The sequence below is a fragment of the Actinoplanes sp. NPDC000266 genome (genome assembly GCF_042899005.1).
In the GTDB taxonomy this organism is placed as follows: Bacteria; Actinomycetota; Actinomycetes; order Mycobacteriales; family Micromonosporaceae; genus Actinoplanes.
The window spans coordinates 1,407,229-1,430,481 of the sequence record NZ_JBIAZI010000001.1 but is presented as its reverse complement, the minus strand read 5'-3'; the positions used below and the strand labels follow the sequence as shown (position 1 = coordinate 1,430,481).

Below are 23,253 nucleotides of genomic sequence, written 5' to 3'. Positions count from 1 at the left end.
TGACCGTGCCGGGCTGACACTGGGCGGGTGGAGTCGTTCGCATACGACGCGCACGCGTCGAGGGTGATTTTCGGGGCGGGAACGCTCAGCCGGCTGCCGGACGAGGTGGCGCGGGCCGGTGGGTCGCGGCCGCTGCTGCTCAGCACTCCGGGGCGGGCGGCCCTCGCCGGCATCGAGCGCCGCTTCGACGGGGTGGCCATGCACACGCCGGTCGAGGTGACCGAACGCGCGCTGGAAGTGGTGCGCGAGTCGGGGGCCGACTGCCTGGTCGCGCTCGGCGGCGGGTCGAGCACGGGCCTCGGCAAGGCGCTCGTGGCGCGGACCGGGCTACCGCTGATCGCGGTTCCCACCACGTACGCCGGGTCGGAGATGACGCCGATCCTCGGCGAGACCGAGGGCGGGGTGAAGACCACCCGCCGCGATCCGGCGTTGCAGCCCACAACGGTGATCTACGACGTGGAGCTGACCCGGACGCTGCCCGTAGGGCTCTCGGTGACCAGCGGGCTCAACGCCATGGCGCACGCCGTCGAGGCGCTCTATTCGCCGCAGGCCAACCCGGCCATCGACAGTTTCGCCCTGGACGCCATCGGCCGGATCGCGCGGGCGCTGCCACGCATCGCCGAGCAGCCGGACGACCTCGACGCCCGCTCGGACGCCCTCGCCGGGGCCTGGCTGGCCGGGATCTGCCTGGGCGCGGTCGGGATGGGGCTGCACCACAAGCTCTGCCATGTGCTGGGCGGCTCTTTCGACCTGCCGCACGCCGAGACCCACGCCGTCGTGCTGCCGCACGTGATGGCCTACAACGCCGAGGCCGCGCCCGGCGTCATGCGCCGCGTCGCCGCCGCGCTGGGCGTAGCCGACGCGGCGGCCGGGGTCTTCGATCTGGCCGTGCGCCTCGGAGCGCCCACCACGCTGGCCGAGCTCGGCCTTCCGGAGGCCGCGCTCGGCACGGTCGCCGAGGAGGCCACCCGGACGCCGTATCCGAACCCCCGAACCCTGACCACGGAAGGGATCCGCGGTCTCCTGGCCGCGGCCTGGCACGGCGACCGGCCCGCGCCGGCCGCGGCCAGCCTGAGCCGGCTCACCTCCGAGGTGGTCGCCAGCTTCGCCGGGGCGCCCGACAAGCGGCTCGCGGCGCTGCTCGGTGACCTCGTCACCCGGCTGCACGGCTTCGTGGCCGACAACGACCTCACCGAGGACGAGTGGACGGCCGCCATCGGCTTCCTCACCGAGACCGGGCAGCTCTGCTCGCCCACCCGGCAGGAGTTCGTGCTGCTCAGCGACACTCTCGGCATCTCCAGCGCGGTCGACCTGCTGAGCAACTCCCGCTCCCCCGACACCACGCCGTCGGCCGTGCTCGGCCCCTTCTACGTCGAGGGCCCGCCCGTCAAGGAGCACGGCGCCGACCTCGCCGAAGGGCTGCCGGGCACGCCCCTGCGGGCCGACATCGCGATCACCGGCCTCGACGGCCGTCCCGTGGCGGGCGCGATCGTCGACGTCTGGCAGTCCAATCAGGACGGCTTCTACGACGTGCAGCTGCCCGGCCTGGAAGGCCCGGTCCTGCGGGCCCGGCTGCGCAGCGGCAACGACGGCCGGCTGTGGTTCCGGTCGATCCTGCCGTCGGAATATCCGATCCCCGACGACGGCCCGGTCGGGCGGATGCTGCGCGCCACCGGCCGGCATCCCTACCGGGCCCCGCATCTGCACTTCATGATCAGCGCGCCCGGGTTCCGCCGGCTCGTCACCCAGCTCTTCGTCGCCGGCGGGCCGTATCTCGACTCCGACGCGGTCTTCGGCGTCAAGGACGACCTGATCGTCGACTTCCCGGGCGACGAGGACGGCACCCGCCGCGTCGCTTTCACCTTCCGATTGGGGCCCGATCATGCTGGAAACTGACGTTCTCATCGTCGGCAGCGGCCCGGCCGGCGGCGCCGCCGCGCTGCTGCTGAGCACCTACGGCGTCCGCAACATGGTCGTCACCAAATATTCGAGCCTCTCCGACACCCCCCGCGCGCACATCACCAACCAGCGGACCATGGAGGTGCTGCGCGACGCCGGTGTCGAGGACCAGGTGATCGCCCAGGCCACCCCGCAGCACCTGATGGGCGACACCACGTTCTGCACCAGCCTGGCCGGCGAGGAGCTGGGCCGGCTGCACACCTGGTACACGCACCCGTCGCGGCTGGCCGACCACCTGCTCGCCTCGCCGTCGAGCATCTGCGACATGCCGCAGCACCTGATGGAGCCGGTGCTCGCGTCCAACGCCATCGCGCGGGGCACGGCGTTCCGATTCCAGACCGAATACCTCTCCCTGGAGCAGGACGCGGACGGCGTCACCGCGACCGTGCGCGACCGGCTGCGCGGCGACGAATACCAGATCCGCGCGAAATATCTGATCGGCGCCGACGGCGGCCGCAGCAAGGTGGCCGAGGACATCGGGCTGCCCATGGTGGGCCGGATGGGCGTGGCCGGCAGCATCAACATCGTCTTCGAGGCCGACCTCACCCATCTGACGAAATACCGGCCCAGCACCCTCTACTGGGTGCTGCAGACCGGTTCCGACGTCGGCGGCATCGGCATGGGCCTGGTCCGCTGCGTGCGCCCCTGGCACGAATGGCTCATCGTCTGGGGCTACGACATCGACGGCGAGCCGCCGGACCTCACCGAGGAGTACGCCCGGCGCATCGCCCACCACCTCATCGGTGACGACACCGTGCCGGTCACCATCAAGTCGTCCTCGGCGTGGACGGTCAATCACCTGTACGCCGAGACGTACCACCGGGGGCGCGTCTTCTGCATGGGTGACGCCGTGCACCGGCATCCACCGTCGAATGGTCTCGGCTCCAACACGTCGATCCAGGACGCGTACAACCTGGCCTGGAAGGTGAAATCGGTCCTCGACGGCGCGGCCGGCCCGGCCCTGCTCGACACCTATTCGGCCGAGCGGGCCCCGGTCGGCAAGCAGATCGTCGACCGGGCCAACCGCAGCATCGGCGAGACCGGCCGCGTCTTCGAGGCGCTCGGCCTGCTCTCCACCGACGACCCGTCCCAGCTGCGCGCGAACATGGACGCCCGCAAGCTGCCCACGCCGGAGGCCGAGAAGCAGCGGCGCGCGCTCCGCGAGGCCATCGAGTTCAAGAACTACGAGTTCAACACCCACGGCGTCGAGCTCGACCAGAGGTACGTCTCGGAGGCCGTCATCCCCGACGGCACACCGTTTCCCGCGAATCCCCGTGACGAGGAGCTGTACCACCACGCGACGACCTGGCCCGGCGCGAAGGTCCCGCACGCCTGGGTGACTCGCGGCGACACCCGTCTGTCCACACTGGATCTGGGAGGTGGAGGCCGCTTCACGTTGCTGACCGGAATCGGCGGTGAGGCCTGGGTTTCGGCGGCCCGCACCCACGACGTGGACGCCGTCACCATCGGCCCCGGCGCCGACTACGAGGACCCGTACGGCGATTGGGCCCGCCTGCGCGAGGTCGGCGACAGCGGCTGCGTGCTGCTGCGCCCCGACAACTACGTCTGCTTCCGCAGCGACGGCGCGGCCGAAGACCCCTCGGCCCGCCTGCGCGAGGTCCTCGACAGGGTGCTGGGACGGCCCTAGAGCAGGCCGCGCTCGCGGGCGGTCAGGACGGCCTCGCGGCGGCGGCCGACGCCGAGCTTGCGGTAGATGGCGCGCAGGTGCACCTTGACCGTGTTCACCGAGATGTTCAGGCTGTCGGCGATCTCGTTGACGGTCAGCATGGTCGGCAGGAAATGCAGCACCTCGATCTCGCGGTGGCTGAGGGCCTCGGCCAGCGGCGGCACCGCGGGATCGGCGCGGCCCGGGCCGGCCTCGACGGCGAGGCGGCTGCGCTGCCTCAGGGCCGCCACCGACCGGCCCGGGAAGCGGTGGAACGGCCAGGTGATCCGGTCGCGGGCGGCCAGCTCGCCGGCGTGGCCGATCGCCTTCAGGGCCTCGGCCTCCTCCCCCCGTTCCTCGGCGACCAGGGCGATCCCGATCCACGCGATGACGGCCGTGAGCGGGTCACGGCCGCCGGTGGCCCGGTGGAAGAGCTCACCGGCCCGGTCGATGTCGCCGGTGGCCAGCAGGGCGCGGCCCAGTGAGGCCCGCTCCGCGGCGAGAAGCTTCTGCTCGCCGACCGCGCCGTACCGGGCCACGATCGCGCCCGGGTCGCCGAGCTCGAGGTCGACCTCCGACTCGGTGAGGTTCAGCCACCGGCGCAGCAGCGGGGCGTCCAGCTGCTCCGGCCAGTCGTGGCGGGTCTGCCGGATCGTGTCGCGGGCCGCCTCGGGCTGGCCGCGGATCAGCAGTAGGTGGGTCCGGGCCACGCCGGTCATCGTGACCAGGGCCGCCTCGTGCGGATAGGGCTCCCAGTGCAGCGCCTGCCGCAGGGCCTCCTCGGCGTTGGCCACGTCGTTGCGCTCCACCGAGACGAACGCCTCGACCAGGAAGGCCAGGGTGGCCTGCGGGGTCGTCTCCAGGCGGTGCTCCACGGCGAGCCGGCGGGATTCACCGGCGTACTGCCAAGCGTCGTTCCTGGAGCCGTTGACCAGCGCCAATGCACCAAGGTGGCCGAGCATGTTGATTTCGACCAGTTGGACGCCGTTGGCGCGGGCGGCGCTCAGGCCGGCCCAGAGGTAGCGTTCGGCGGCGTCCGCCCGGCCGGCCCAGAACAGACCGATGCCTTTGTTGGCGATCGCGATGGCCCGGTATTGATGGGCCGAGGGCATCTCCTCCAGCCGCACGGTCGCGAGCCGGCGCAGGATCCGCGTGGTCTGCGCCACGAGCTTCGGCATCTCGCCCCGGACCCGGCTGACCACCGTCGCCTCCAGCAGCCGGACCGCGGTCTCGGCCATCAGCCGGTCCGGTCCCGAGCGGCCGTCCAGCAAACGCTCGACCCGGGCCAGTTGCTCCGGCACGGCCGCGTAGTCGCCCTCGGCGAACAGGCGCAGCGCCCCGCAGACGGCGAGCTCGGCGTCCTGGTTGAAGACCGGCCACGGCACCTGCGCGAGGATCGCGAAGAGCCGGCTGCGGTCGGCCGACACGATCAGCGGCGCCGCGGCCCCGACGACGAGCCGGCCCAGCTCGGTCCAGTCCCCGGCGGCGAGCGCGTGGGCCAGGGCCTCCTGCGGTTCGTGTACGGCGTACCACCGCATCGCCTCGGAATGAAGCTCCCGGAGCTGACCCGGATCGTCCTGCCGCAGGCGGCGCAGCAGCGTCGCCCGCAGCTGGGGGTGCAGGTGGAACCGCTCAGGATCGTCCGGATCGGCCGTCACGAAGGCGTCGGCGCGGGCCAGCCCGTCCAGGATCAGCCCGGCCCGCGGCTCGCCGGACAGCTCGGCCGCCAGCCCGGCGGGCACCGAGTCCAGGACGCTGACGCGCTGCAACAGCCGGCGGGTGCACTCGGACAGCCCGAGCAGCACCTCACCGTCCAGATAGTCACCGGCCGCGGCGTCGTCCAGGCGCAGCCCGGCCGCCCAGCCCTCGGTGTGGGCCAGCAGGCTGCCGGCCGCCTCGGCCAGCTCGGCCGCCTCGGCCTCGGTGAACGCGAGCGCCCCGGCGCCGATCACGGTCAGCTCCCCGGCGGCCTGCCAGCGGTGCGTGGGAAGGGCCGGTTCGCCGCGCCCGGCCAGCACCAAGCGCACGCCGGGCGCCCATTCGCGCAGCACGGCGTCCAGCGCGGCCAGGGCCTGATCGTCGACGAGCCGTTGATGGTCGTCGAGCACCAGCACGGCCGGTCCGGACCGCGCCGAGCCGAGCACGGCGGTCAGCTCGGACCGGAGGACATCGGCATCGTTGTGCCTGTCCATCAGGGACAGCCAAAGGACCGGCTCGGGACGGCCGCGGGCCCAGCCGGCGATCAGCACGGTCTTGCCCCAGCCGGCGCCGGCCCGGACCAGCGTCACCGCTCCGCGGACACCGGCGTCCAACTCGGCGTGAAGACGACCCCGCCGGACAAGGACGCGAGGCAACGCCGGCACCGCATGGTCGGACATGTGATGACGTCACCCCCCAGCTGATCATCACCTGTTCCCGCAGGTGAGAGCCAGTTGACCACGCTGGGCACCGAAACGGCAACGGATTGCTCGGTGATCTTCAGCGCCGCTTCTCATCACCGGCGGGTGATGGTGGCCGCCGGGGCGGTCCCGAAAGCTTGCCGGCATGGACATCCCCGCGCGCTTCCTCACCCCGGACGACGTCGGCTCACCGGCCGGCCCGCTCCACTTCCGGGACGGGGTCATCGCGAAGACCACCCGACCTAGCTGCGGGCGGCCGGCGCCTACCTGGCCGCATACCGGCAGGTGACGGTCCGATGCCTGGTCAACGGGTTGCGCGACGCCGGCACGCCCGGGCCGGATCGCGGGCTCGGCGGCCGTTACCTGCTCTGCCCGGACGGCTACACCGGCCCGGTTCCCGAAGGCGGATATATCGTCTATCCGGTCCGTACCCGGAATGTCATCATGCTGTGCCGCGCGTTCATCGACGACGGCGACCCGACGGCCTGCGCATCGGGCCGCACCAGCCCGGCGGGTACGGCTCCAGCCTGTCCCGGTTCGTGATCGGCCAGGGCCCGATGGCGTGCGACGAGATCGTCCAGGACGAGCGGCCCGGCGTGTTCTCGCCCGAGGTGCTACTTCCTGATGGCCCGCTTCTACTCGCCTCTGCCGCCGTTCTTCGACAAGACCTGGAAGCTGGGCGAGCTACTGCCGGTTCGTCCGTAGGGACGCCACCGCCTCGTCGATCGTCGGGAACTGCGTCGCCTCCCGGGCGGCCGAAGGGGACGTCCGCAGCACGTCGCGGACCTGGCCGACGCTCTTGGCCAGCAGCAGGCGGATGTTCCGGCGGTCCAGTTCGTCGCGCAGCGTGGCCAGCATGGCGGCGCCGGTGATGTCGACGCTCGGGATGGTCTCGGCGTCCAGCACGACCGCCTCGGTGTGCTCGTCGAGCATGCCGAGGATCGATTCGCGGACATGGTCGGCGTTGGCGAAGAACACCGACGACTCGACGCGGACCACGACCACGTCCTCGGGAACCGGGGTGCCGGGGTAGCGCTCGTGGTCGGCCCAGGCCCCGTCCGCGCCGCCGCGGTGGACCAGCCGGGCCACGTGCGGGCGCGAGGAGCGGTAGAGCAGCAGGATCAGCGACACCACGATCCCGATGAACAGGCCGGGCAGGGTGTCGAAGATCAGTACCCCGAGCAGGGCGGCCACCGCGGCCAGGAAGTCGGCGCGGGTGGCGTGCCGGTAGATGCGGTTCAGCGGGCCGGTCGACACCCGGTAGAGGCGGCGCAGCGAGGCCACGTCGACCAGTTCGATCACCGCCGCGATGACCACCGCGGCCAGCACCGCCTCCGGCAGCTTCTCGAACAGGCCGGTCAGGAAGAGCAGCGTGATGACCGTGAGCACGGCGACCGTGATCCCGGACAGCTGGGAGCGGGCGCCCGCTCCCCCGTTCACGGCGGTCTTGGACAGGCTCCCGTTGACCACCATGCCGCCGAACAGGCCCGATCCGACGTCGGCGGCGCCGTTGCCGAGCAGCTCGGCGTTCGGGTCGACGTCGTAGCCCTGTTTGGCGGCGTACGTCTTGGCCGCACCCAGACCCTCCGCGAAACCGATCAGCAGCACCCCGACGGCCGGTCCGGCCAGCTCCAGATAGCCGTCCAGGCCGATGTCCGGCACGGCGAAGCTGGGCAGGCCGGAGTCGATGGCCCCGACGATGTCGACGCCGCGGGAGTCCAGGCCGAACAGCGCGACCGCGCCGATGCCGGCCAGCACCACGGCCAGCGAGGCCGGCACGATCGGCAGGAACCGTTTCAGCAGCAGGATCGCGGCCAGCGCGCCCGCGCCCAGGGCCAGGGTCAGCGGCGCCACGTCGCCGAGCTCGCCGAGGATGCCGAAGAGCTTCTCGAAGAAGCTGCCGGACGGCTTCTCGACGCCGATCAGGGCCGGCACCTGGCCGATGATGATGGTCAGGGCCAGGCCCACGATGAAGCCCTTGAGTACCGGCTCGGAGATGAACGAGGCCAGGAAGCCCATCCGGAGCAGGCCGGCCAGCAGACAGAGCGCGCCGACCACGATGGCCAGCGCCGAGGTGGTGGCCGCGAAGTCGGCGCTGCCCTGATCGGCGACGTCGGCCACCACGCTGGCCGACAGGGCCGCCGTGCCGCTCATCGTGGCCACCACGAGATGCCGCGACGAGCCCAGAAGCGGATAGAGCAGCAGGCTCGGCACCGCCGCGTAGAGGCCGACCACCGGTGACACCCCGGCGATCGTGGCGTAGGCCAGCGACTCGGGCACCAGGACGGCCCAGACGGTCAGGCCGGCGACCAGGTCGCCGCGCAGCCACGAGCGGCGATAACCGGCGAACGACCCGAACAGGCGCGGCATCAGCGCAGCGGCTCGATGTCGCCGGGGCGCCAGGTCCTGTCGAACCAGGCCTCCAGCGGCCCGTACAGGCGCGGCATCGCGAAGAACGACTTGCCGGGCACGGTCCGCACCCAGGTCGTCTCGCCGGCCGGCGGCGGCTCCGGGCCGAAGGACAGCTCAGCGCCGCCGGTGTCACGGCCCATCACGTGGTTGCTGTCCATCGCCGTGTAGGCGTAGGCCGAACCCGTGCCGGCCCGGGCCGCGCCCATGGCCGGGGTGATGACCGTGGCGAAGTAGTGGAACTGGGCCCGCGCGTCGAGCAGGCGGGCGTGGTTACGCAGGAACTCGTAGCTTCCGCCGAGGAACGCGTTGAGCCAGGTGCCGCCCGGATAGAGGTACGCCCGCGGGTCGCGCGGCCGGTAGACCAGCGCCCGGGCGGCCGCCGCGGCCAGCGCCGCGGCCTGAGCGAGAAGGCGGCGCATCCGCTCGTCCGGCGCGAACGGCTCGCCCTTGACCAGCCCGATGGCCGTGCACTGGCCGGCCCGCTTGGTTTCGGGCGGATCGCCGGCCTGGGCCAGCGGATGGACCCGGGTGCTCCGGATGTCCGGTACGCCGCCCAGAGCCCGTACGACCAGCCGGTTGGTGTAGGTCGGGGTGCGCAGCACGTGGTGGTCGGCCACGTAGCGGAACCAGAAATCGTCGATGACGCAGAGCGAGTTCGGCGGGTTGGGGGTGAGAAAGAGACGGCCGGAATTGGCGACGGCGATGGACGCCCGCACCTGCGGGGAGATTCCGGAAGTCATGCCATCAGGCTCGCGCCGCCGTCGCCAAGACGGATCACTCGCCGAGGGTGAGGACAGTCAGCGCGTCGCCCAGCAGTTTCACGCCGATCAGCAGGCACAGCACCGACATGATGACGGCGTTGTGCAGGCCGAGCCACTCCTTGAGCCGGGCCAGCAGGTCGGCCGACCGCTTACCCATGACCAGATAGATCCCGACCGGGGCGGCCACACCCAGACTGCCGACGATCGCAAAAATCGTGTACGCCACGGCCTGCTGCCCGCCGGGAATGCCGGTCTGCGCGATGGCGGCCGCCCCGGCCACCGCCAGCAGCAGGTTCTTCGGGTTGGCCCCGGACAGCAGCGCGGCCAGGCCCAGCGACTTACCGGCGCCGAACTCGTCGATCGCGTCCATCCACTTCGGCATCGAGCCGGCCTCGCCGTGCCGCGGCCGCCCCCGGAACTGCCGGACCGCGACCGCCAGCAGCAGCAGGCCGAGGACCAGCTTCAGCCAGCCGACCCAGGCCGCCGGCTCACCGTCACCGGCCGACGCCGAGGGCCCGGCCAGGACCAGCACGAGAGCGCCGACCAGGCCGAGCCCGAGCAGCCAGCCGAGCACGAACGAGGGCCCGTTGACCTTCGCCCGCGGCGTCGTCAGCATGAGGATCACCGCGATGATCGGCACCGGGCTCAGAGCCACACCCACGGCGGTGGGCAGACTTTGCCCGATCGCTTCACCCATGGGGTGCAGCGTCACCCCGATCCCCGGCCGATCACCTCACCCCGACCGCATGAAGACTCACGTCGCGGTCAACGGGGTGGCGATGTCCTCCAGACTCCTGCGTTCGGCCTTGACGCCCAGGAAAGCCTCGACGACGCCGCCGGCGATCATCACGGCGGCGCCGATGACGAAGGCCAGGACCGTGTCGCCCACCTTCCCGGTGCCGACCAGGTTCGAGAAGAGCAGCGGGCCGGTTATGCCGCCGGCCGCGGTGCCGATCGCGTAGAAGAAGGCGATGGCCATGGCTCGCGTCTCCATCGGGAAGATCTCACTGACGGTGAGGTACGCCGAGGAAGCGCCGGCCGACGCGAAGAAGAGCACCACACGCCAGCAGGCCGTCATCGTGACCGCGTTCAGCACGCCCGCGCTGAACAGCCAGGCGGTGCCGAGAAGCAGGACGCCCGAGAGGACGTACGTGCCGGTGATCATGATTTTGCGGCCGACCGAGTCGAAGAGCGGGGCCAGCAGCAGCGGGCCGAGCAGGTTGCCGACGGCTATGACGGCGAAGTAGTAGCCGGTGCTGCCGGACGGCACTTCGAAGAACGTCTGCAGGATCTGGGCGTAGCCGAAGGTGATCGCGTTGTAGAGGAACGCCTGGCCGATGAACAGGGCCAGACCCAGGCCGGCCCGTTTCGGATACCGGGTGATCAGGGTCTTGGCGATGGTGCCGAAGCCGATCGTCCGGCGGGTGTGGATCTCGATCGACTGGGAGACCGGGTCGAGTTTGACGTGGTCCTCGCGTTCCACGGTCTTCTCGACGTCGGAGACCAGGGCCTCGGCCTCCTCGCCGCGGCCGTGGATGAACAGCCATCGTGGGCTTTCGGGCACGTGGCGGCGTACGAGCAAAATCACCAGGCCCAGGACGACGCCCAGGCCGAACGCCACCCGCCAGCCCCACCCGACCGGCAGTTGGGTGAGGATCGGGACGGTGAGCAGGGCGCCGAACGCGGCCCCGGCCCAGTAGGTGCCGTTGATGATCAGGTCGATCCGGCCCCGGTAGCGAGCGGGGATGAGCTCGTCGATCGCGGAGTTGATGGCCGCGTACTCGCCGCCGATGCCGGCGCCGGTGACGAAGCGGAACAGGAAGAACCACCACGGGTCGAACGACAGGGCGGTCATCGCGGTGCCGAACAGGTAGACGGCCAGGGTGACCATGAACAGCTTCTTGCGGCCGAACCGGTCGGTCAGCCAGCCGAAGAACAGCGCGCCGCAACAGGCGCCGAGTACGTAGATGGCCGCGCCGAAGCCGGTGACCTGACTCTGGGTGATGTCGAGGCCGCTGCCGGACTCGGACAGCCGGCCCGAAAGGTTGCCGACGATCGTGACTTCGAGGCCGTTTAGACCTCCCGGGGGTGGACCAGGGTTTCCACGGGTTCGGCGCGGTGCCCGGGTAGGCCATGCTGGCCGTACCAACCTGAGGAGAGAACCGTGAGCAACAGTGACGTGGCGGCCCTGGCCGACCTGCTGCACGAGACCGCCGAGCACCATGGCGCCTTCGAAGCGGTGGCTCCGCCGCACGACTGGTGGGACTGGTACGCCGCCTATCTGAACGCCCGCCAGAACGGCAGCACCTCCGACGAGGCCGTGGCCGCCGGCAACAAGTACATGGCCGAGGTCAAGAACATCGTCATCCCCTCCTGAGCATGGCTGGGGGGCGAACCGTCCCCCAGCCGTACAGGAAAGAGTCTTCACAGATCCATCGAGGCGCGTCTATGGTCGGAGGATGCGCATCATCGCCGCCGCCCTGCTCGCGCTCGCTCTGCCGCTGACCTCCGCGCAGGCGCCCGCCGAGACCCCGGCCATCGCCCTGAGCAGTGTCATTCCGGCGCCGCAGCAGGTACGCCAGCACGGCGCGGCGTTCCGGATCACCGATCGCACGGTCATCGAGGCGCCGCGTAATGCCCGAGATGTCGCTCTTCGTTTGGCCGAGGCACTGCGCCCCGCCACCGGCTTCCGCCTGCCCATCGTCGACCGGGCAGGATCAAACAAGATTTCCCTTCGTACGGACAAAAGCCCCGGATATCGCCTGACCGTCGAAAAAGACGCGATCACCATCAGCGCTCGCGAGAACGCCGGCCTGTTCTCCGGCGTACAGACGTTGAGGCAGCTCCTGCCCGCCGCCATCGACGCACCCACACCTCGAAAGGCCAAGTGGGTCGTGGCCGGAGGCGAGATCGCCGACCAGCCCCGGTTCGCCTATCGCGGGGCGATGCTCGACCTGGCCCGGCACTTCCACACCCCGGCCGAGGTCAAGCGCTACATCGACGACATCAGCCGCTTCAAAATCAACTACCTGCACCTGCACCTGTCCGACGATCAGGGCTGGCGCATCCAGATCGACTCCTGGCCGCGCCTGACGTCGGTCGGCGGCGCCCCCGGCACCGGCGTCGACGGCGTGGGCGGCGGATTTCTCACCAAGGCCGACTACCGGGACCTCGTGAAGTACGCGGCCGACCGCTACGTGACGATCGTCCCCGAGATCGACATGCCGGGCCACGTCAACGCGGCCCAGGTCGCCTACCCCTCACTGACCTGCGACGGCGTCGCGCCCCCGCCGCGCACCGACACCGCGGTCGGCTACAGCTCCCTGTGCATCGGCAAGGAGCTCACGTACCGCTTCGTCGAGGACGTCATCCGCGAACTGGCCGCCCTGACCCCCGGCCCGTACCTGCACATCGGCGGCGACGAGGCGCACGCCACCCCCACGGCCGACTACATCGCCTTCCAGCAGCGGGTGCTTCCCCTGGTCGCGAAGTACGGCAAAACCCCGTACGGCTGGAACGAGATCGACCAGGCACCCGCCGCAACCGGCGCCGTCCTTCAGTACTGGAACCTGGAGCCGGCCTTCACGCCGGTGCACGCCTCCAAGGTGGTCCTGTCCCCCGCCAACCGCGCCTATCTGGACATGAAGTACGACCCCACGACCCGCCTGGGCCTGAGCTGGGCCGCCTACATCGAGGTCGACGACGCGTACGGCTGGGACCCGCTCTCCTACACGCCCGAGCGGAACATCCTGGGCGTGGAGGCACCGCTCTGGTCCGAGACGTTGCGCAGCATCGAGGACATCGAGTTCATGGCGTTCCCGCGCCTGCCCGCCATCGCCGAGCTCGGCTGGTCCTCCACCCACGACTGGGAGTCGTTCCGCGACCGCCTGGCTTCATACGGCCCGCGCTGGACTCTTCAGGGAGTCGACTTCTACCGCTCCCCGCAGATCGACTGGTGAGGAGCAGCTGGTCTCAGAAGCGGTCGAACTTTGCTTCCAGGTCGGCCGGGGAGGTGCTGGCGCCGCTCATCGCGGGGGCCGGGGCGTCCCACGACTGGTAGGCGCGGGGCTCGGAATGGCCGGTGAAAGCAGGGCGGGGCGACGACGTCCCGCCGGTGTGGAAGAAGTCCATCAAGGCGGTCAGCTGGGCCGTCTGGGCCGACATCTCCTGGGCCGTGGCCGCCAGTTCCTCGCTGGAGGACGCGGTCTGCTCGGTGACCTTGCCGATCTGGCTCATCGCGATGTTGATCTGGCGTACGCCGGTGGACTGCTCGCCGCTGGCCGCGGCGATCTCCTGCACCAGGTCGGACGTGCGGATGATGTTCGGGATCATCGTGGAGAGCAGGTCGCCGGCTCGCTCGGCCGTCTGCACGCTGCCCGCCGCCAGCTGGCTGATCTCCTGGGCCGCGACCTGGCTGCGCTCGGCCAGCTTGCCGACCTCGCTGGCCACCACCGCGAAGCCCTTGCCGTGCTCGCCGGCCCGGGCCGCCTCGATCGTCGCGTTCAGGGCCAGCATGTTGGTCTGGAAGGCGATGTCGTCGATGATGCCGATCTTGCTGGTGATCTCCTTCATGGCCGCCACGGTGCGCTGCACGGCCTCGCCGCCCTCCTGGGCCTCGGCCGCCGTCGTGGTGGCGATGCCCTCCGTGGCGGCCGCGTTCTCGCTGTTCTGAGCGATGCCGGCGGTCATCTGCTCGATGCTGGCCGTGGTCTCCTCGACGCTGGCCGCCTGCTGGGTGGCCGCCTGGGACAGGCTCTGCGAGGCGCCGCTGATCTGCAGGGAGGCGCTGTTGAGCTGGTTGGCCGACTCGACGACCGTGCTGACCGTGTCGCCGAGGCGGCCGAGCGCGCTGTTCAGCGCCGTGCCCATCCGGCCCACCTCGTCGCGGCCGGACACCGCCACCCGCTGGTCGAGACGGCCCTGGGACATCGCGGTGAGCACGGTGACCGTCTCCTTGAGCGGATTGGCCACGGCCCGGGTGATCATCTGCACCACGGTGAAGGTGAGGATGAGCGCCAGGAGGCTCAGAATGATCAGCACCAGCCGCGCCGTGGAATAGGCCGACGCGGAATCATCGAGCGATTTCTTGGCGGCGGTGTCGTCCTTGGTGATGAGATTGCCGACCGAGGTCTCGATGCTCTCCGAGATCGGATTCACCTGCGCGCTGATGACGGAGTTGAATTCCGCGATGCGGTTGGCGGTGGCGAGCGGTTTGAGCTTCTCCTCGGCGATCTTCTTGTACGAGGCCCAGTTGGTGGCGAACGACTCCGCGTCGGCGTCGCCCTGCGCCGATCCGGAGAATTCGCCCCACACCTCGTCGAGGGCCGCGATAGAGCCGTCGAAGTTGTCGACGGCCGTGTCGGTCGCCACGGCCCCGCTGGCCATCGCCACATTGCGCAGCTTGAGGCGTACGTCGGTGTAGTCGGTGGAGATCTCGCCGAGCAGCCGCACGTCGTGCAGGTTGCTGTTGTAGAGATGCGCCAGCCGGTCCTGGGTCCGGCTGAGCTGATAGATGCCGACGGCGCCGATGACGATCAGCAGAACGCAGACCACCCCGGCCAGTCCCCGCAGTTTCCAGGCGATCGGAAGGTCACGAAATCCGCCGCGGGAACGGTGTGTCAGCTCGGCCATGGAACCGATCGTAACGAGGGAAGTGTCCCCGGATCCGGCGAAAATGCATTCGGCATCGAGGGCCGATACCGGACAACCAGCGGCTTTCGAGCCTAAGTCGTTGTTCCTCCACGCGGCCCCGAAAGGATCTGATCGAATCGGGGACATGAACACGGTTACCGAGGCCGGGCGGTACCTGACGTTCACGCTGAACGGCGAGGCGTACGCGCTCGACATCTTCCACGTGACGGAGATCCTCGAGTACCGCGCGCTGACCGTGGTGCCGATGATGCCCGAGTTCATCCGCGGCGTGATCAACCTGCGCGGGCGGGCGGTGCCGGTGATCGACCTGGCCATCCGTTTCGGGCGCGGGCGCACCGACGTGGGCCGCCGCACCAGCATCATCATCGTGCACGTGGACGATCCGTCGCTGGCCGAGATGGCGGAGTTCGACTCGGACGAGAAAGGGCTGGCCGGAGGGCAGGACATCGGCGTGCTGGTCGACTCGGCCAGCAAGGTGGTGACGCTGTCGCCCGACGACCTGGAGCCGGCGCCCTCGTTCGGCGCGGGCATCCGGGCCGACTACATCAGCGCCATGGCCCGCCGCGACGACGACTTCCTCATCCTGCTCGACATCAGCCACGTGCTGTCCATCAGCGACATGGTCCGCCTCAGCGAGGCGGTCCAGCGGCATCCGACGGAAGAGTCGTGACGGCCCCGATCGCGTACGCGCGGACGATCAGCAAGGCGGACTTCGACTACATCACCGGCCTGCTGTACGACCACAGCGGCATCCGCCTCGCACCAGGCAAGGAGGCGCTGGTCTCGAGCCGGCTCGACAAGCGGATCCGCGCGCTCGGGCTGCCCGGCTACTCCGATTACGTGCGCCGGCTGCGGGAGCGTTTCGACCCGGGCGAACTGCGCCACCTGATCGACCTGCTCACCACCAACGAGACGTTCTTCTTCCGCGAACCCCAGCATTTCGACTATCTGCGCCGGGTGGTGATCCCGGAGCGGCAGACCGGCCGGGCGTTCCGGTTCTGGAGCGCCGCCAGCTCCTCCGGCGAGGAGGCGTACACCGCCGCCATGGTCCTCGGCGACACCCTGCCGCCGCATTCGTTCGAGATCGTCGGCACCGACATCTCGAGCCGGATCGTGGAGAGCGCCCAGGCCGCCCTCTATCCCATCGCGGCCGCCGAGAAGATCCCCAGGCCGCTGCTGCGCCGGTTCTGCCTCAAGGGCCGCGACGAGTACACCGGCCTCATGACCGTCACCAAGGACCTGCGGTCGCGGGTGCAGTTCCACTGCCGCAACCTCAACCACGACTTCCGCGAGCTCGGCAAGTTCGACATCATCTTCCTGCGCAACGTGATGATCTACTTCGACATGGACACCAAGCGCGCGCTGATCCCCCGCCTGGTGGAGCAGCTCGTGCCGGGCGGGCATCTGATCATCGGCAGCTCGGAGTCGCTCAACGCGATCCCGTCGAAGCTGCGCATGGTCGAGCCGTCGATCTACCGGTTGGACGAGACCCGTGCCTGAGGTCTTCCTGCACCCCGGCGACTACCACTTCGGTGGGGCGGACACCCGCGTGCACACCGTCCTGGGCTCCTGCGTCTCGATCACGCTGTGGCATCCGGGCCTGCGCGTCGGCGGCATGTGCCATTACATGCTCCCGATCCGGCGTCAGGGCGACGGGCCACCGGACGCCCGCTACGCCGACGGCGCGATCTGCCGGTTCCTGCGGGACGTACGCCGTCAGCACACCACCCCGCAGCAGTACGAGGTGAAGATGTTCGGCGGCGGCGAGCAGTTCCCGCATCTGCGCGTGCCGGCCCCGCTCGACGTCGCCGGCAACAACGTCCGTACGGGCGTCTCGCTCCTGGAGAAGTACGGCTTCAAACTCAGCGTCCGCGAGTTCGGCGGTACGGGCGCACGCCGTCTCATCTTCGACATCGCCACCGGGGCCGTGTGGATGCGGGCCCTGGAACCGATCCCGCAGGACGGGCACCCGGCATGACGATCGGGGTGCTCATCGTGGACGACTCGGCGGTCGTCCGCCAGGTGCTGTCGGCGCGCCTGCGCGAGAACCCCGGGATCGAGGTCGTCGGCGCCTGCCCCGACCCCATCTTCGCCATGGAGCAGATGAACAAGACCTGGCCGGACGTGGTCGTGCTCGATCTGGAGATGCCCCGGATGGACGGTCTCACCTTCCTTCGCAAGATCATGGAGGTACGCCCGACGCCGGTGGTCATCTGCTCGACGCTGACCCAGCGCAGCACGCAGATCTCGATGGAGGCGCTCGCCGCCGGCGCCGTCTCGGTGATCGCCAAGCCGGAGTCCGGTCTCAAGAAGTTCATGCAGGACGACGCCGGCGACATCGTGGCCGCCGTGCGGGCCGCGGCCGCCGCCGGCGCCCGCCGCCGCACCCGGAGCGCGCCGGCCCGTACCCCCGCCATGGCCGGCGGCGGCGCCGCCGCCGCGCCCCGCCTCCGATCGCGGGCCGCCGTCGACGAGCGGATCGTCGCCATCGGCACGTCCACCGGCGGCACCCAGGCCCTGGAGAAGGTGCTGCCCGCCCTCTCCCCCGGCGGACCCGGCGTGGTCGTCGTGCAGCACATGCCCGAGAAGTTCACCGCCGCCTTCGCCGCCCGGCTCGACACCATGTGCCGCGTGCGGGTCCGCGAGGCCACCGACGGCGAGCCCGTGCTGCCGGGGCACGTGCTGGTCGCGCCCGGCGGGCGGCATCTCGAGGTGCTGCGGATGGACACCCGTTTCCGCGTCCGCGTCTTCGACGGTCCGCCGGTCAACCGGCACCGCCCGTCGGTGGACGTGCTGTTCCGCTCGGTGGCCAAGGCGGCCGGGCCCGAGGCCCTCGGCGTGATCATGACGGGGATGGGCGACGACGGCGCGCGCGGGCTGCTCGAGATGAAGAAGGCCGGCGCGTTCACCGTGGCCCAGGACGAGGCGACCTGCGTCGTCTACGGCATGCCCCGGGAGGCCGTCGAGCTCGGCGCCGTCGACCGCGAGACACCGCTCCAACAGATCGCGGAGGTGATCCACCACCATGGCTGAGCTGCTCATCGGCGCGATTGCGCTGGCCGCCGGGTTCGGCGCCGGATATCTGGTGCGCGGCCGCCGGCCCACCGGGCCGGTCGCGTCCGCGGCGGCGCCGCCCGAGGCGTACACCGAAAAGGTCGTCGGCTTCGCCGGCGCCGTGGCCCCGGTCTGGTCGGCGCAGATCGACTCGTCGCGGTCGCAGATGGAGACCGCCATCAGTCAGCTCACCGAGACCTTCGCCGGCATCGTCGAGAACCTCGACTCGGTGCTGGCCTCCTCGGCCGGCGCGCTCGACCAGGGGCAGCACGGCTCGTTCGACCGCAGCCGCGACCGCCTCGGCGACGTGGTCGGCACCCTGGACGAGGCGCTGAGCGCCAAACACGAGTCGCTCAACGAGCTGCACTCGCTGCTCGGGCTCAACGAGGAGCTGCGCAGCATGTCGGGCGAGGTCACCCGGATCGCCGCCCAGACCAACCTGCTCGCCCTCAACGCGGCCATCGAGGCCCAGCGGGCGGGCGCGGTCGGCGCCTCCTTCGGTGTGGTCGCCATGGAGGTGCGCCAGCTGGCCGACCGGTCGCAGAACACCAGCGCCCGCATGGTCGAGAAGGTGGACCGGGTGGCCGAGGCGATCAACTCGGTGCTGGCCGCGGCCGAGACCAGCGCCGAACGCGAGGGCAACGCCGTGGCGCACGCCAACGGCGAGGTCCAGGCCGTCCTGGACGACCTGATGGGCGCGCTGACCAGCATGCAGAGCTCGTCGCAGGAGCTGGAGCAGGCCGCCATCGGCATCCGCGGCGAGATCAGCGACTCGCTGGTCAGCCTGCAGTTCCAGGACCGGGTCGGCCAGATGCTGGAACACCTGCGCGACAACATCAACCGCTTCCCCGAGGTGGCGGCGACGCTCGACGCCCGCAGGCTGCTCGACGAGCTCTCGTCCAAATACACGATGGCCGAGGAGCACCACGCGCACAGCTCGCAGAAGGCCTCCAAGGTCAGCGAATCCGAAATCACCTTCTTCTAGGAGACGGCCATGGCCAAGACCATTCTCATCGTGGACGACTCCGCGTCGGTGCGGCAGGTCGTCAGCATCGCTCTCAAGGGCGCCGGGTACGAGGTGATCACCGCCAACGACGGCAAGGACGCGCTGAGCAAGATGAGCGGCGGCCAGCGCCTGCACCTGATCATCTCGGACGTCAACATGCCCAACATGGACGGCATCACCTTCGTGGCCGAGGCCAAGAAGCTGCCCGCCTACAAGTTCACGCCGATCATCATGCTGACCACCGAGTCGCAGGACGACAAGAAGAAGCAGGCCCAGGCGGCCGGGGCGAAGGCGTGGGTGACCAAGCCGTTCCAGCCCGAGCAGATGCTCAGCGCGGTGGCCAAGCTGGTGGCGCCGTGACCGCACGCCGGCTCACGGTCGACGACGAGCTGACCATCATGACCGCCGCCGAGCACAAGGAGCGCCTTATGGCCGCCCTGGCCGACGGCGAGGGCCTCCGCATCGACCTGTCCCCGGTCGGCGACATCGACACGGCCGGGCTGCAACTGCTGCTGCTGGCCCGCCGCGAGGGCGAACGGCTGCACGTGCCGGTGGAGTTCGTCGACCCGAGCCCGGCCGTGACCGACGTGCTCGCCCTGACCCGCCTGGAGCTGTGATGTCGCTCGACGACGACATGCGCGAAGCGCTCGACATGTTCGTGACCGAGGCCCGCGACCTCGTGCAGGGCCTCGAGGAGGGCCTGCTGGAGCTGGAGGACCAGCCCGGCGGGGGCGAGACGGTGAACGCCATCTTCCGGGCCGCGCACACGCTGAAGGGCTCGTCCGGGCTGTTCGGCATGCGCCACCTGGTCGAGTTCACCCACGTCGTCGAGACCGTGCTCGGCTCGGTGCGCGACGGCACCCTGGACGTGTCGCCGGGCCTGGTCAGCGCCCTCCTGCCGTGCACCGACCACATCTCGTCCCAGATCGAGAATCTGGCCGCGGGGCAGATGGAACCGGACAGCTCCCAGGCCGCGGAGGGCATGCGGTTGCTGGAGGGCCTGAACCCGTACCTCCAGGACGGAATGACCACGACGGCGAGCGAGGGAGTCGCGGAGCAGGCCGAGCCCGCGCAGCGGGAGAGGGCCTGGCAGCTGACGCTGAACTTCGGGCCGGACTGCCTGCGCAACGGCATGGACCCGTTGTCGTTCCTGCGTTATCTCTCGTCGCTGGGCGAGGTGACCGACGTCGCGACCGATGTCGGCGACCTGCCCGACGCGGCCGGGATGGACGCGGAGTCCTGCTATCTGAACTTCGCCGTCACCCTCGTCACGGCCGCGCCGAAGAGCGAGATCGAGACGGTCTTCGACTTCGTCCGCGAGGACAGCGACATCCGGGTCGTGCCGGCCGACAGCGAGCTCGACACGTACGTGCGGGCGATCCGCGCCATGCCGGAGAACGACCGGATCGGCGACGTGCTCATCACCAGCGGCGCCGTCACCGAGATGGAGATGGAGGAGGCGCTGCGGCTGCAGCAGGAGCGGGCCGTACGCCAGGGGACGCAGCCCGAGCCGATCGGCGAGCTCCTGGTCGAGATGGGCATCGTCCAGCGCGACATCGTCGACGCGGCGCTCGCCCGCCAGCGCCGGACCACCGAGACCCGTTCGCACGACACCCGCACCATCCGGGTCGACGCCGGCCGCCTCGACAAGCTCATCGACCTGGTCGGCGAGCTGGTCATCGCCCAGTCGAGCACGGGCATCACGGGCGCCGTGAGCGAGGCCCAGGCCGAGGTGATGCGGCTGGTCGACGAGGTGCGGCACAGCGCGCTGTCGCTGCGGATGGTGCCGATCGGCACGACTCTGCGCCGCTTCGAGCGCGTGGTCCGCGACGTCTCGATGGAGCTGAACAAGGAGGTGTCGCTGGTCATCACGGGCGCCGACACCGAGATGGACAAGGCGCTGGTGGAACGGATCAGCGACCCGCTGCTGCACCTGGTGCGCAACTCCCTCGACCACGGCGTGGAGCCGCCGGCCGAGCGCCGCAAATACGGCAAGAACCAGCAGGGCACGCTACGCCTGAACGCCTATCACGACGCCGGCAACATCGTCATCGAGGTGGCCGACGACGGCCGGGGCCTCGACCGCGACCGCATCCTGGCCAAGGCGGTCGAGCGGGGCCTGGTCGCGGCGGGAACCCCGCTGACCGACCCCGAGGTGTTCAACCTCATCTTCGAACCCGGCTTCTCGACGGCCGAGACCGTCTCCAACCTGTCCGGCCGGGGCGTCGGCATGGACGTGGTCAAGCGCAACGTGACATCGCTGCGCGGCACCATCGAGATGGAGTCGACCCGCGGCGTGGGCACGACCATCCGCATCCGCCTGCCGCTGACCCTGGCCATCATCGACGGTTTCCTGGTCGGGGTGGGCACGTCGTCGTTCATCGTCCCGCTCGACCGCGTCACCGAATGCGTGGAGCTGCCACCGGGCCCGATCGGCCGCGACGTGATGAACCTGCGCGGCGAGGTGCTCCCGTTCATCCGCCTCAAGCAGCTGTTCAACATCCCCGGCCCACCGGCCCGCCGCCAGAACGTGGTCATCGTCGAGCAGTCGGGCCAGCGGACCGGCCTGGTCGTGGACAGCCTGCTGGGCGAACTGCAGACGGTCATCAAGCCACTGGGCATCCTGTTCAGCCGGGTGAAGTGCATCAGCGGCTCCACCATCCTGGGCAACGGCGAGATCGCCCTGATCCTGGACGTGGGGCCGCTGATCGCCGACCACTCCGATCGCGAGCAGACCCGCCAGGCGGCTTAGAGGGTCAGCCAGGCGCTCAGTCCGATGAGGATTACGTTGAAGGTCAGCATGGTGTCGCGGTAGAAGTACATGACCGTGAAATGCCGATCGTCGAGGAACCGGCGCCACCTCCCGGCGCCTCTCGGCGATCCCTCCCGATATGCCGTCACCCTTCCTTGCACGGCGAGAACGAGCAGAAGGCCGAACATCACGAGCGCGAGCAGGCCTATGACGGCGGCGATCCACGTGATCGCGGTATCCCCGGCCACCAACGCCGTCAGCGCTCCGGTCAAGATCAACGACAGCAGAGCCGACAGCGAAGCGACGACATTCCCTACGGTGCGCATCGAACGCGTCACGACATCGACGCGCGTTTTCCCCAGGTTGCCGGGCGCCTCGAAGAAGCCGCGCATACCGAGCGCGTCACCGGACTCCCGGTCCGGATCCGGCCGGCGCTCCCCGCGGATCTCGATCATGAGATGTTTCGACCAGATCCCGTCGAACCACGTGCCGGCGACCGCGGCCAGGACAGCCTGGACGGCGGAGACGAAGGCCAGGACCAGGGCGGTGCCTGCACCGGTCACGACACTCCTGGACGGCAGTGGCAATCAAGCGACTCGACCGGTGCCGGCACACCGTTGGCCAGCGGCTGGCTGGCGCTGACAGTCCATGTGGCCGTCGTATGGACTTCCGCGGTGAAAGGGGCCGGCTGCCGGGCGAGATTGATGACCTTGACGCCGGCGCCCGCGCTGCCCCTTTTCCGGACCGACCCGAGCTGGTGGGTCCACGGCCCACCACCAGGGCCGAGCGCCAGTGCGTTATCACTCGGCGGCGGCAGCGTGACGGTCACGGTCACGTCGAAGAGGTCGAGGCCGCGGTGGTTGTCGAGAACAACACGGTGCGTGCTGTTGACGTTGGAGGCGATCGGGTCGGGCGTGCATTCGGCGAAGAGCTGCACGTACAGATAACTGTCGTGACAGTGGCTCATGGCCGCCTCCGCCAGAGCGCGGCCCCGGCCCGGGTGATCACTTCGGGAACGACGGCCGGGGCGACGTCGGCCAGGAACAGCTGGTTGTCCGGCAGCACGTTGACGATCCATCGGTCGATCCTCAGCGTGAGGCCGGTCAGCCCGTCCGGGCCCGTCATCCCCGCCCAGATCGGAGACTCGTAGGGCCCGGCGAGGTCGACGAGGTGCGCGCCGAGATCATCCCGGTAGCGGATCGCAAGAACGGTGAATTCATGCGGAAGCCGGGTGTTCGGATCGGCTACCACCTTGTCGACCAACCACGAGCTTTCCCGCGATTCCGCGCGGGTCCAATCACCGGCCAGGCTGTGATTCGCCGACGGGACCGGGCCGGCCACGCCGACCACGGTCCCGCCGAGCGCATCGGCGAGGTGCGGATCGTCCAGGACGTAGGCGGCGACGGTGAAATCCGCGCGCGGCGACGTCCAGGCGCCCTCGGACGATTCGTTCTCGATGGAAGCGCGGCTCACCTGCATATATCCCGCATCGACGCGCGACCATCGCCCGTCCCCCGTGCCTGAGAGGGGCGGCTTTCCTGGAGCCACCACGTCTTCCGGGTACGCGCCCGCCAACACGTACCACACACTGT

At 70.1% G+C, this 23,253-nt stretch carries 22 protein-coding genes; 13 read left to right on the top strand and 9 right to left on the bottom strand.

What is annotated here, in order from left to right; genetic code table 11:
- The first annotated feature begins 27 nt into the window (after positions 1 to 27).
- Together ACFY36_RS05935 and ACFY36_RS05930 are read left to right on the top strand one after the other, a co-directional pair.
- On the top strand, positions 28 to 1,896 hold the full coding sequence (locus ACFY36_RS05935) for a maleylacetate reductase and hydroxyquinol 1,2-dioxygenase domain-containing protein (RefSeq protein ID WP_499744758.1): 1,869 nt from the start codon (positions 28 to 30) through the stop codon (positions 1,894 to 1,896).
- Positions 1,883 to 3,607 carry an FAD-dependent oxidoreductase gene (locus ACFY36_RS05930; RefSeq protein WP_499744757.1) on the top strand — a complete coding sequence of 575 codons (1,725 nt, stop codon included), beginning with the start codon at positions 1,883 to 1,885 and terminating at the stop codon, positions 3,605 to 3,607. The genes ACFY36_RS05935 and ACFY36_RS05930 overlap by 14 nt, the downstream gene beginning before the upstream one ends.
- On the opposite strand, the gene ACFY36_RS05925 is transcribed toward ACFY36_RS05930, so the two are convergent.
- Complete coding sequence (locus tag ACFY36_RS05925; RefSeq protein ID WP_499744756.1) at positions 3,604 to 6,003, bottom strand: winged helix-turn-helix domain-containing protein; 2,400 nt, start codon at positions 6,001 to 6,003, stop codon at positions 3,604 to 3,606. The genes ACFY36_RS05930 and ACFY36_RS05925 overlap by 4 nt on opposite strands.
- A gap of 306 nt (positions 6,004 to 6,309) precedes the next feature.
- Between ACFY36_RS05925 and ACFY36_RS05920 the strand changes: the two genes are divergently transcribed.
- Entirely contained in the window at positions 6,310 to 6,567 is a 258-nt protein-coding gene (locus ACFY36_RS05920; protein ID WP_499744755.1) for a DUF1254 domain-containing protein, read from the top strand.
- 141 nt (positions 6,568 to 6,708) lie between these two features.
- On the opposite strand, the gene ACFY36_RS05915 is transcribed toward ACFY36_RS05920, so the two are convergent.
- Genes ACFY36_RS05915 through ACFY36_RS05900 form a run of 4 tightly spaced genes read right to left on the bottom strand, consistent with a single transcriptional unit; the run spans position 6,709 to position 11,346 of the window.
- Positions 6,709 to 8,394 carry a SulP family inorganic anion transporter gene (locus ACFY36_RS05915; RefSeq protein ID WP_499744754.1) on the bottom strand — a complete coding sequence of 562 codons (1,686 nt, stop codon included), beginning with the start codon at positions 8,392 to 8,394 and terminating at the stop codon, positions 6,709 to 6,711.
- Positions 8,394 to 9,176 (bottom strand): DUF1254 domain-containing protein, encoded by a 783-nt coding sequence (locus tag ACFY36_RS05910; protein WP_499744753.1) that lies wholly within the window; start codon positions 9,174 to 9,176, stop codon positions 8,394 to 8,396. The genes ACFY36_RS05915 and ACFY36_RS05910 overlap by 1 nt, the downstream gene beginning before the upstream one ends.
- A 34-nt stretch (positions 9,177 to 9,210) precedes the next feature.
- Complete coding sequence (locus ACFY36_RS05905; RefSeq protein ID WP_499744752.1) at positions 9,211 to 9,894, bottom strand: GAP family protein; 684 nt, start codon at positions 9,892 to 9,894, stop codon at positions 9,211 to 9,213.
- A gap of 57 nt (positions 9,895 to 9,951) precedes the next feature.
- A complete protein-coding gene (locus ACFY36_RS05900) occupies positions 9,952 to 11,346 on the bottom strand; it encodes an MFS transporter (protein ID WP_499744751.1) in 1,395 nt (464 codons plus the stop codon).
- A gap of 15 nt (positions 11,347 to 11,361) precedes the next feature.
- Between ACFY36_RS05900 and ACFY36_RS05895 the strand changes: the two genes are divergently transcribed.
- Entirely contained in the window at positions 11,362 to 11,574 is a 213-nt protein-coding gene (locus tag ACFY36_RS05895) for a bleomycin resistance protein (RefSeq protein WP_499744750.1), read from the top strand.
- Positions 11,575 to 11,656: 82 nt separating this feature from the next.
- The gene (locus ACFY36_RS05890) at positions 11,657 to 13,156 is read left to right on the top strand and encodes a beta-N-acetylhexosaminidase (RefSeq protein ID WP_499744749.1); all 1,500 of its coding nucleotides are present in this window, start codon (positions 11,657 to 11,659) and stop codon (positions 13,154 to 13,156) included.
- A 13-nt stretch (positions 13,157 to 13,169) separates the two neighbouring features.
- Here the strand turns inward: ACFY36_RS05890 and ACFY36_RS05885 are convergent, their stop codons facing one another.
- Positions 13,170 to 14,828, bottom strand: a complete 1,659-nt coding sequence (locus tag ACFY36_RS05885; protein ID WP_499744748.1) for a methyl-accepting chemotaxis protein — start codon at positions 14,826 to 14,828, stop codon at positions 13,170 to 13,172.
- Between the two features lie 145 nt (positions 14,829 to 14,973).
- Between ACFY36_RS05885 and ACFY36_RS05880 the strand changes: the two genes are divergently transcribed.
- Genes ACFY36_RS05880 through ACFY36_RS05845 form a run of 8 tightly spaced genes read left to right on the top strand, consistent with a single transcriptional unit; the run spans position 14,974 to position 21,661 of the window.
- Positions 14,974 to 15,519: a chemotaxis protein CheW gene (locus ACFY36_RS05880; RefSeq protein WP_499744747.1), complete on the top strand. Its 546-nt coding sequence runs from the start codon at positions 14,974 to 14,976 to the stop codon at positions 15,517 to 15,519.
- Positions 15,516 to 16,349: a CheR family methyltransferase gene (locus tag ACFY36_RS05875; RefSeq protein WP_499744746.1), complete on the top strand. Its 834-nt coding sequence runs from the start codon at positions 15,516 to 15,518 to the stop codon at positions 16,347 to 16,349. Before ACFY36_RS05880 ends, ACFY36_RS05875 begins: the two co-directional genes overlap by 4 nt.
- Positions 16,342 to 16,827, top strand: a complete 486-nt coding sequence (locus ACFY36_RS05870) for a hypothetical protein (protein ID WP_499744745.1) — start codon at positions 16,342 to 16,344, stop codon at positions 16,825 to 16,827. The genes ACFY36_RS05875 and ACFY36_RS05870 overlap by 8 nt, the downstream gene beginning before the upstream one ends.
- Entirely contained in the window at positions 16,824 to 17,882 is a 1,059-nt protein-coding gene (locus ACFY36_RS05865) for a protein-glutamate methylesterase/protein-glutamine glutaminase (RefSeq protein WP_499744744.1), read from the top strand. Before ACFY36_RS05870 ends, ACFY36_RS05865 begins: the two co-directional genes overlap by 4 nt.
- Positions 17,875 to 18,888: a methyl-accepting chemotaxis protein gene (locus ACFY36_RS05860; RefSeq protein WP_499744743.1), complete on the top strand. Its 1,014-nt coding sequence runs from the start codon at positions 17,875 to 17,877 to the stop codon at positions 18,886 to 18,888. The genes ACFY36_RS05865 and ACFY36_RS05860 overlap by 8 nt, the downstream gene beginning before the upstream one ends.
- Positions 18,889 to 18,897: 9 nt before the next feature.
- A complete protein-coding gene (locus ACFY36_RS05855; protein WP_499744742.1) occupies positions 18,898 to 19,269 on the top strand; it encodes a response regulator in 372 nt (123 codons plus the stop codon).
- Positions 19,266 to 19,526, top strand: coding sequence for an STAS domain-containing protein (locus tag ACFY36_RS05850; RefSeq protein WP_499744741.1), 261 nt, complete (start codon positions 19,266 to 19,268; stop codon positions 19,524 to 19,526). The genes ACFY36_RS05855 and ACFY36_RS05850 overlap by 4 nt, the downstream gene beginning before the upstream one ends.
- Positions 19,526 to 21,661: a chemotaxis protein CheA gene (locus ACFY36_RS05845; protein ID WP_499744740.1), complete on the top strand. Its 2,136-nt coding sequence runs from the start codon at positions 19,526 to 19,528 to the stop codon at positions 21,659 to 21,661. Before ACFY36_RS05850 ends, ACFY36_RS05845 begins: the two co-directional genes overlap by 1 nt.
- Here the strand turns inward: ACFY36_RS05845 and ACFY36_RS05840 are convergent.
- From ACFY36_RS05840 to ACFY36_RS05830, 3 genes are read right to left on the bottom strand one after another with little or no spacing between them, the layout of a single operon-like run.
- The gene (locus tag ACFY36_RS05840; RefSeq protein WP_499744739.1) at positions 21,658 to 22,224 is read right to left on the bottom strand and encodes a hypothetical protein; all 567 of its coding nucleotides are present in this window, start codon (positions 22,222 to 22,224) and stop codon (positions 21,658 to 21,660) included. The genes ACFY36_RS05845 and ACFY36_RS05840 overlap by 4 nt on opposite strands.
- Positions 22,221 to 22,628: a hypothetical protein gene (locus tag ACFY36_RS05835; protein ID WP_499744738.1), complete on the bottom strand. Its 408-nt coding sequence runs from the start codon at positions 22,626 to 22,628 to the stop codon at positions 22,221 to 22,223. The genes ACFY36_RS05840 and ACFY36_RS05835 overlap by 4 nt, the downstream gene beginning before the upstream one ends.
- Complete coding sequence (locus ACFY36_RS05830) at positions 22,625 to 23,239, bottom strand: hypothetical protein (RefSeq protein ID WP_499744737.1); 615 nt, start codon at positions 23,237 to 23,239, stop codon at positions 22,625 to 22,627. Before ACFY36_RS05830 ends, ACFY36_RS05835 begins: the two co-directional genes overlap by 4 nt.
- Between the last annotated feature and the right edge of the window lie 14 nt (positions 23,240 to 23,253).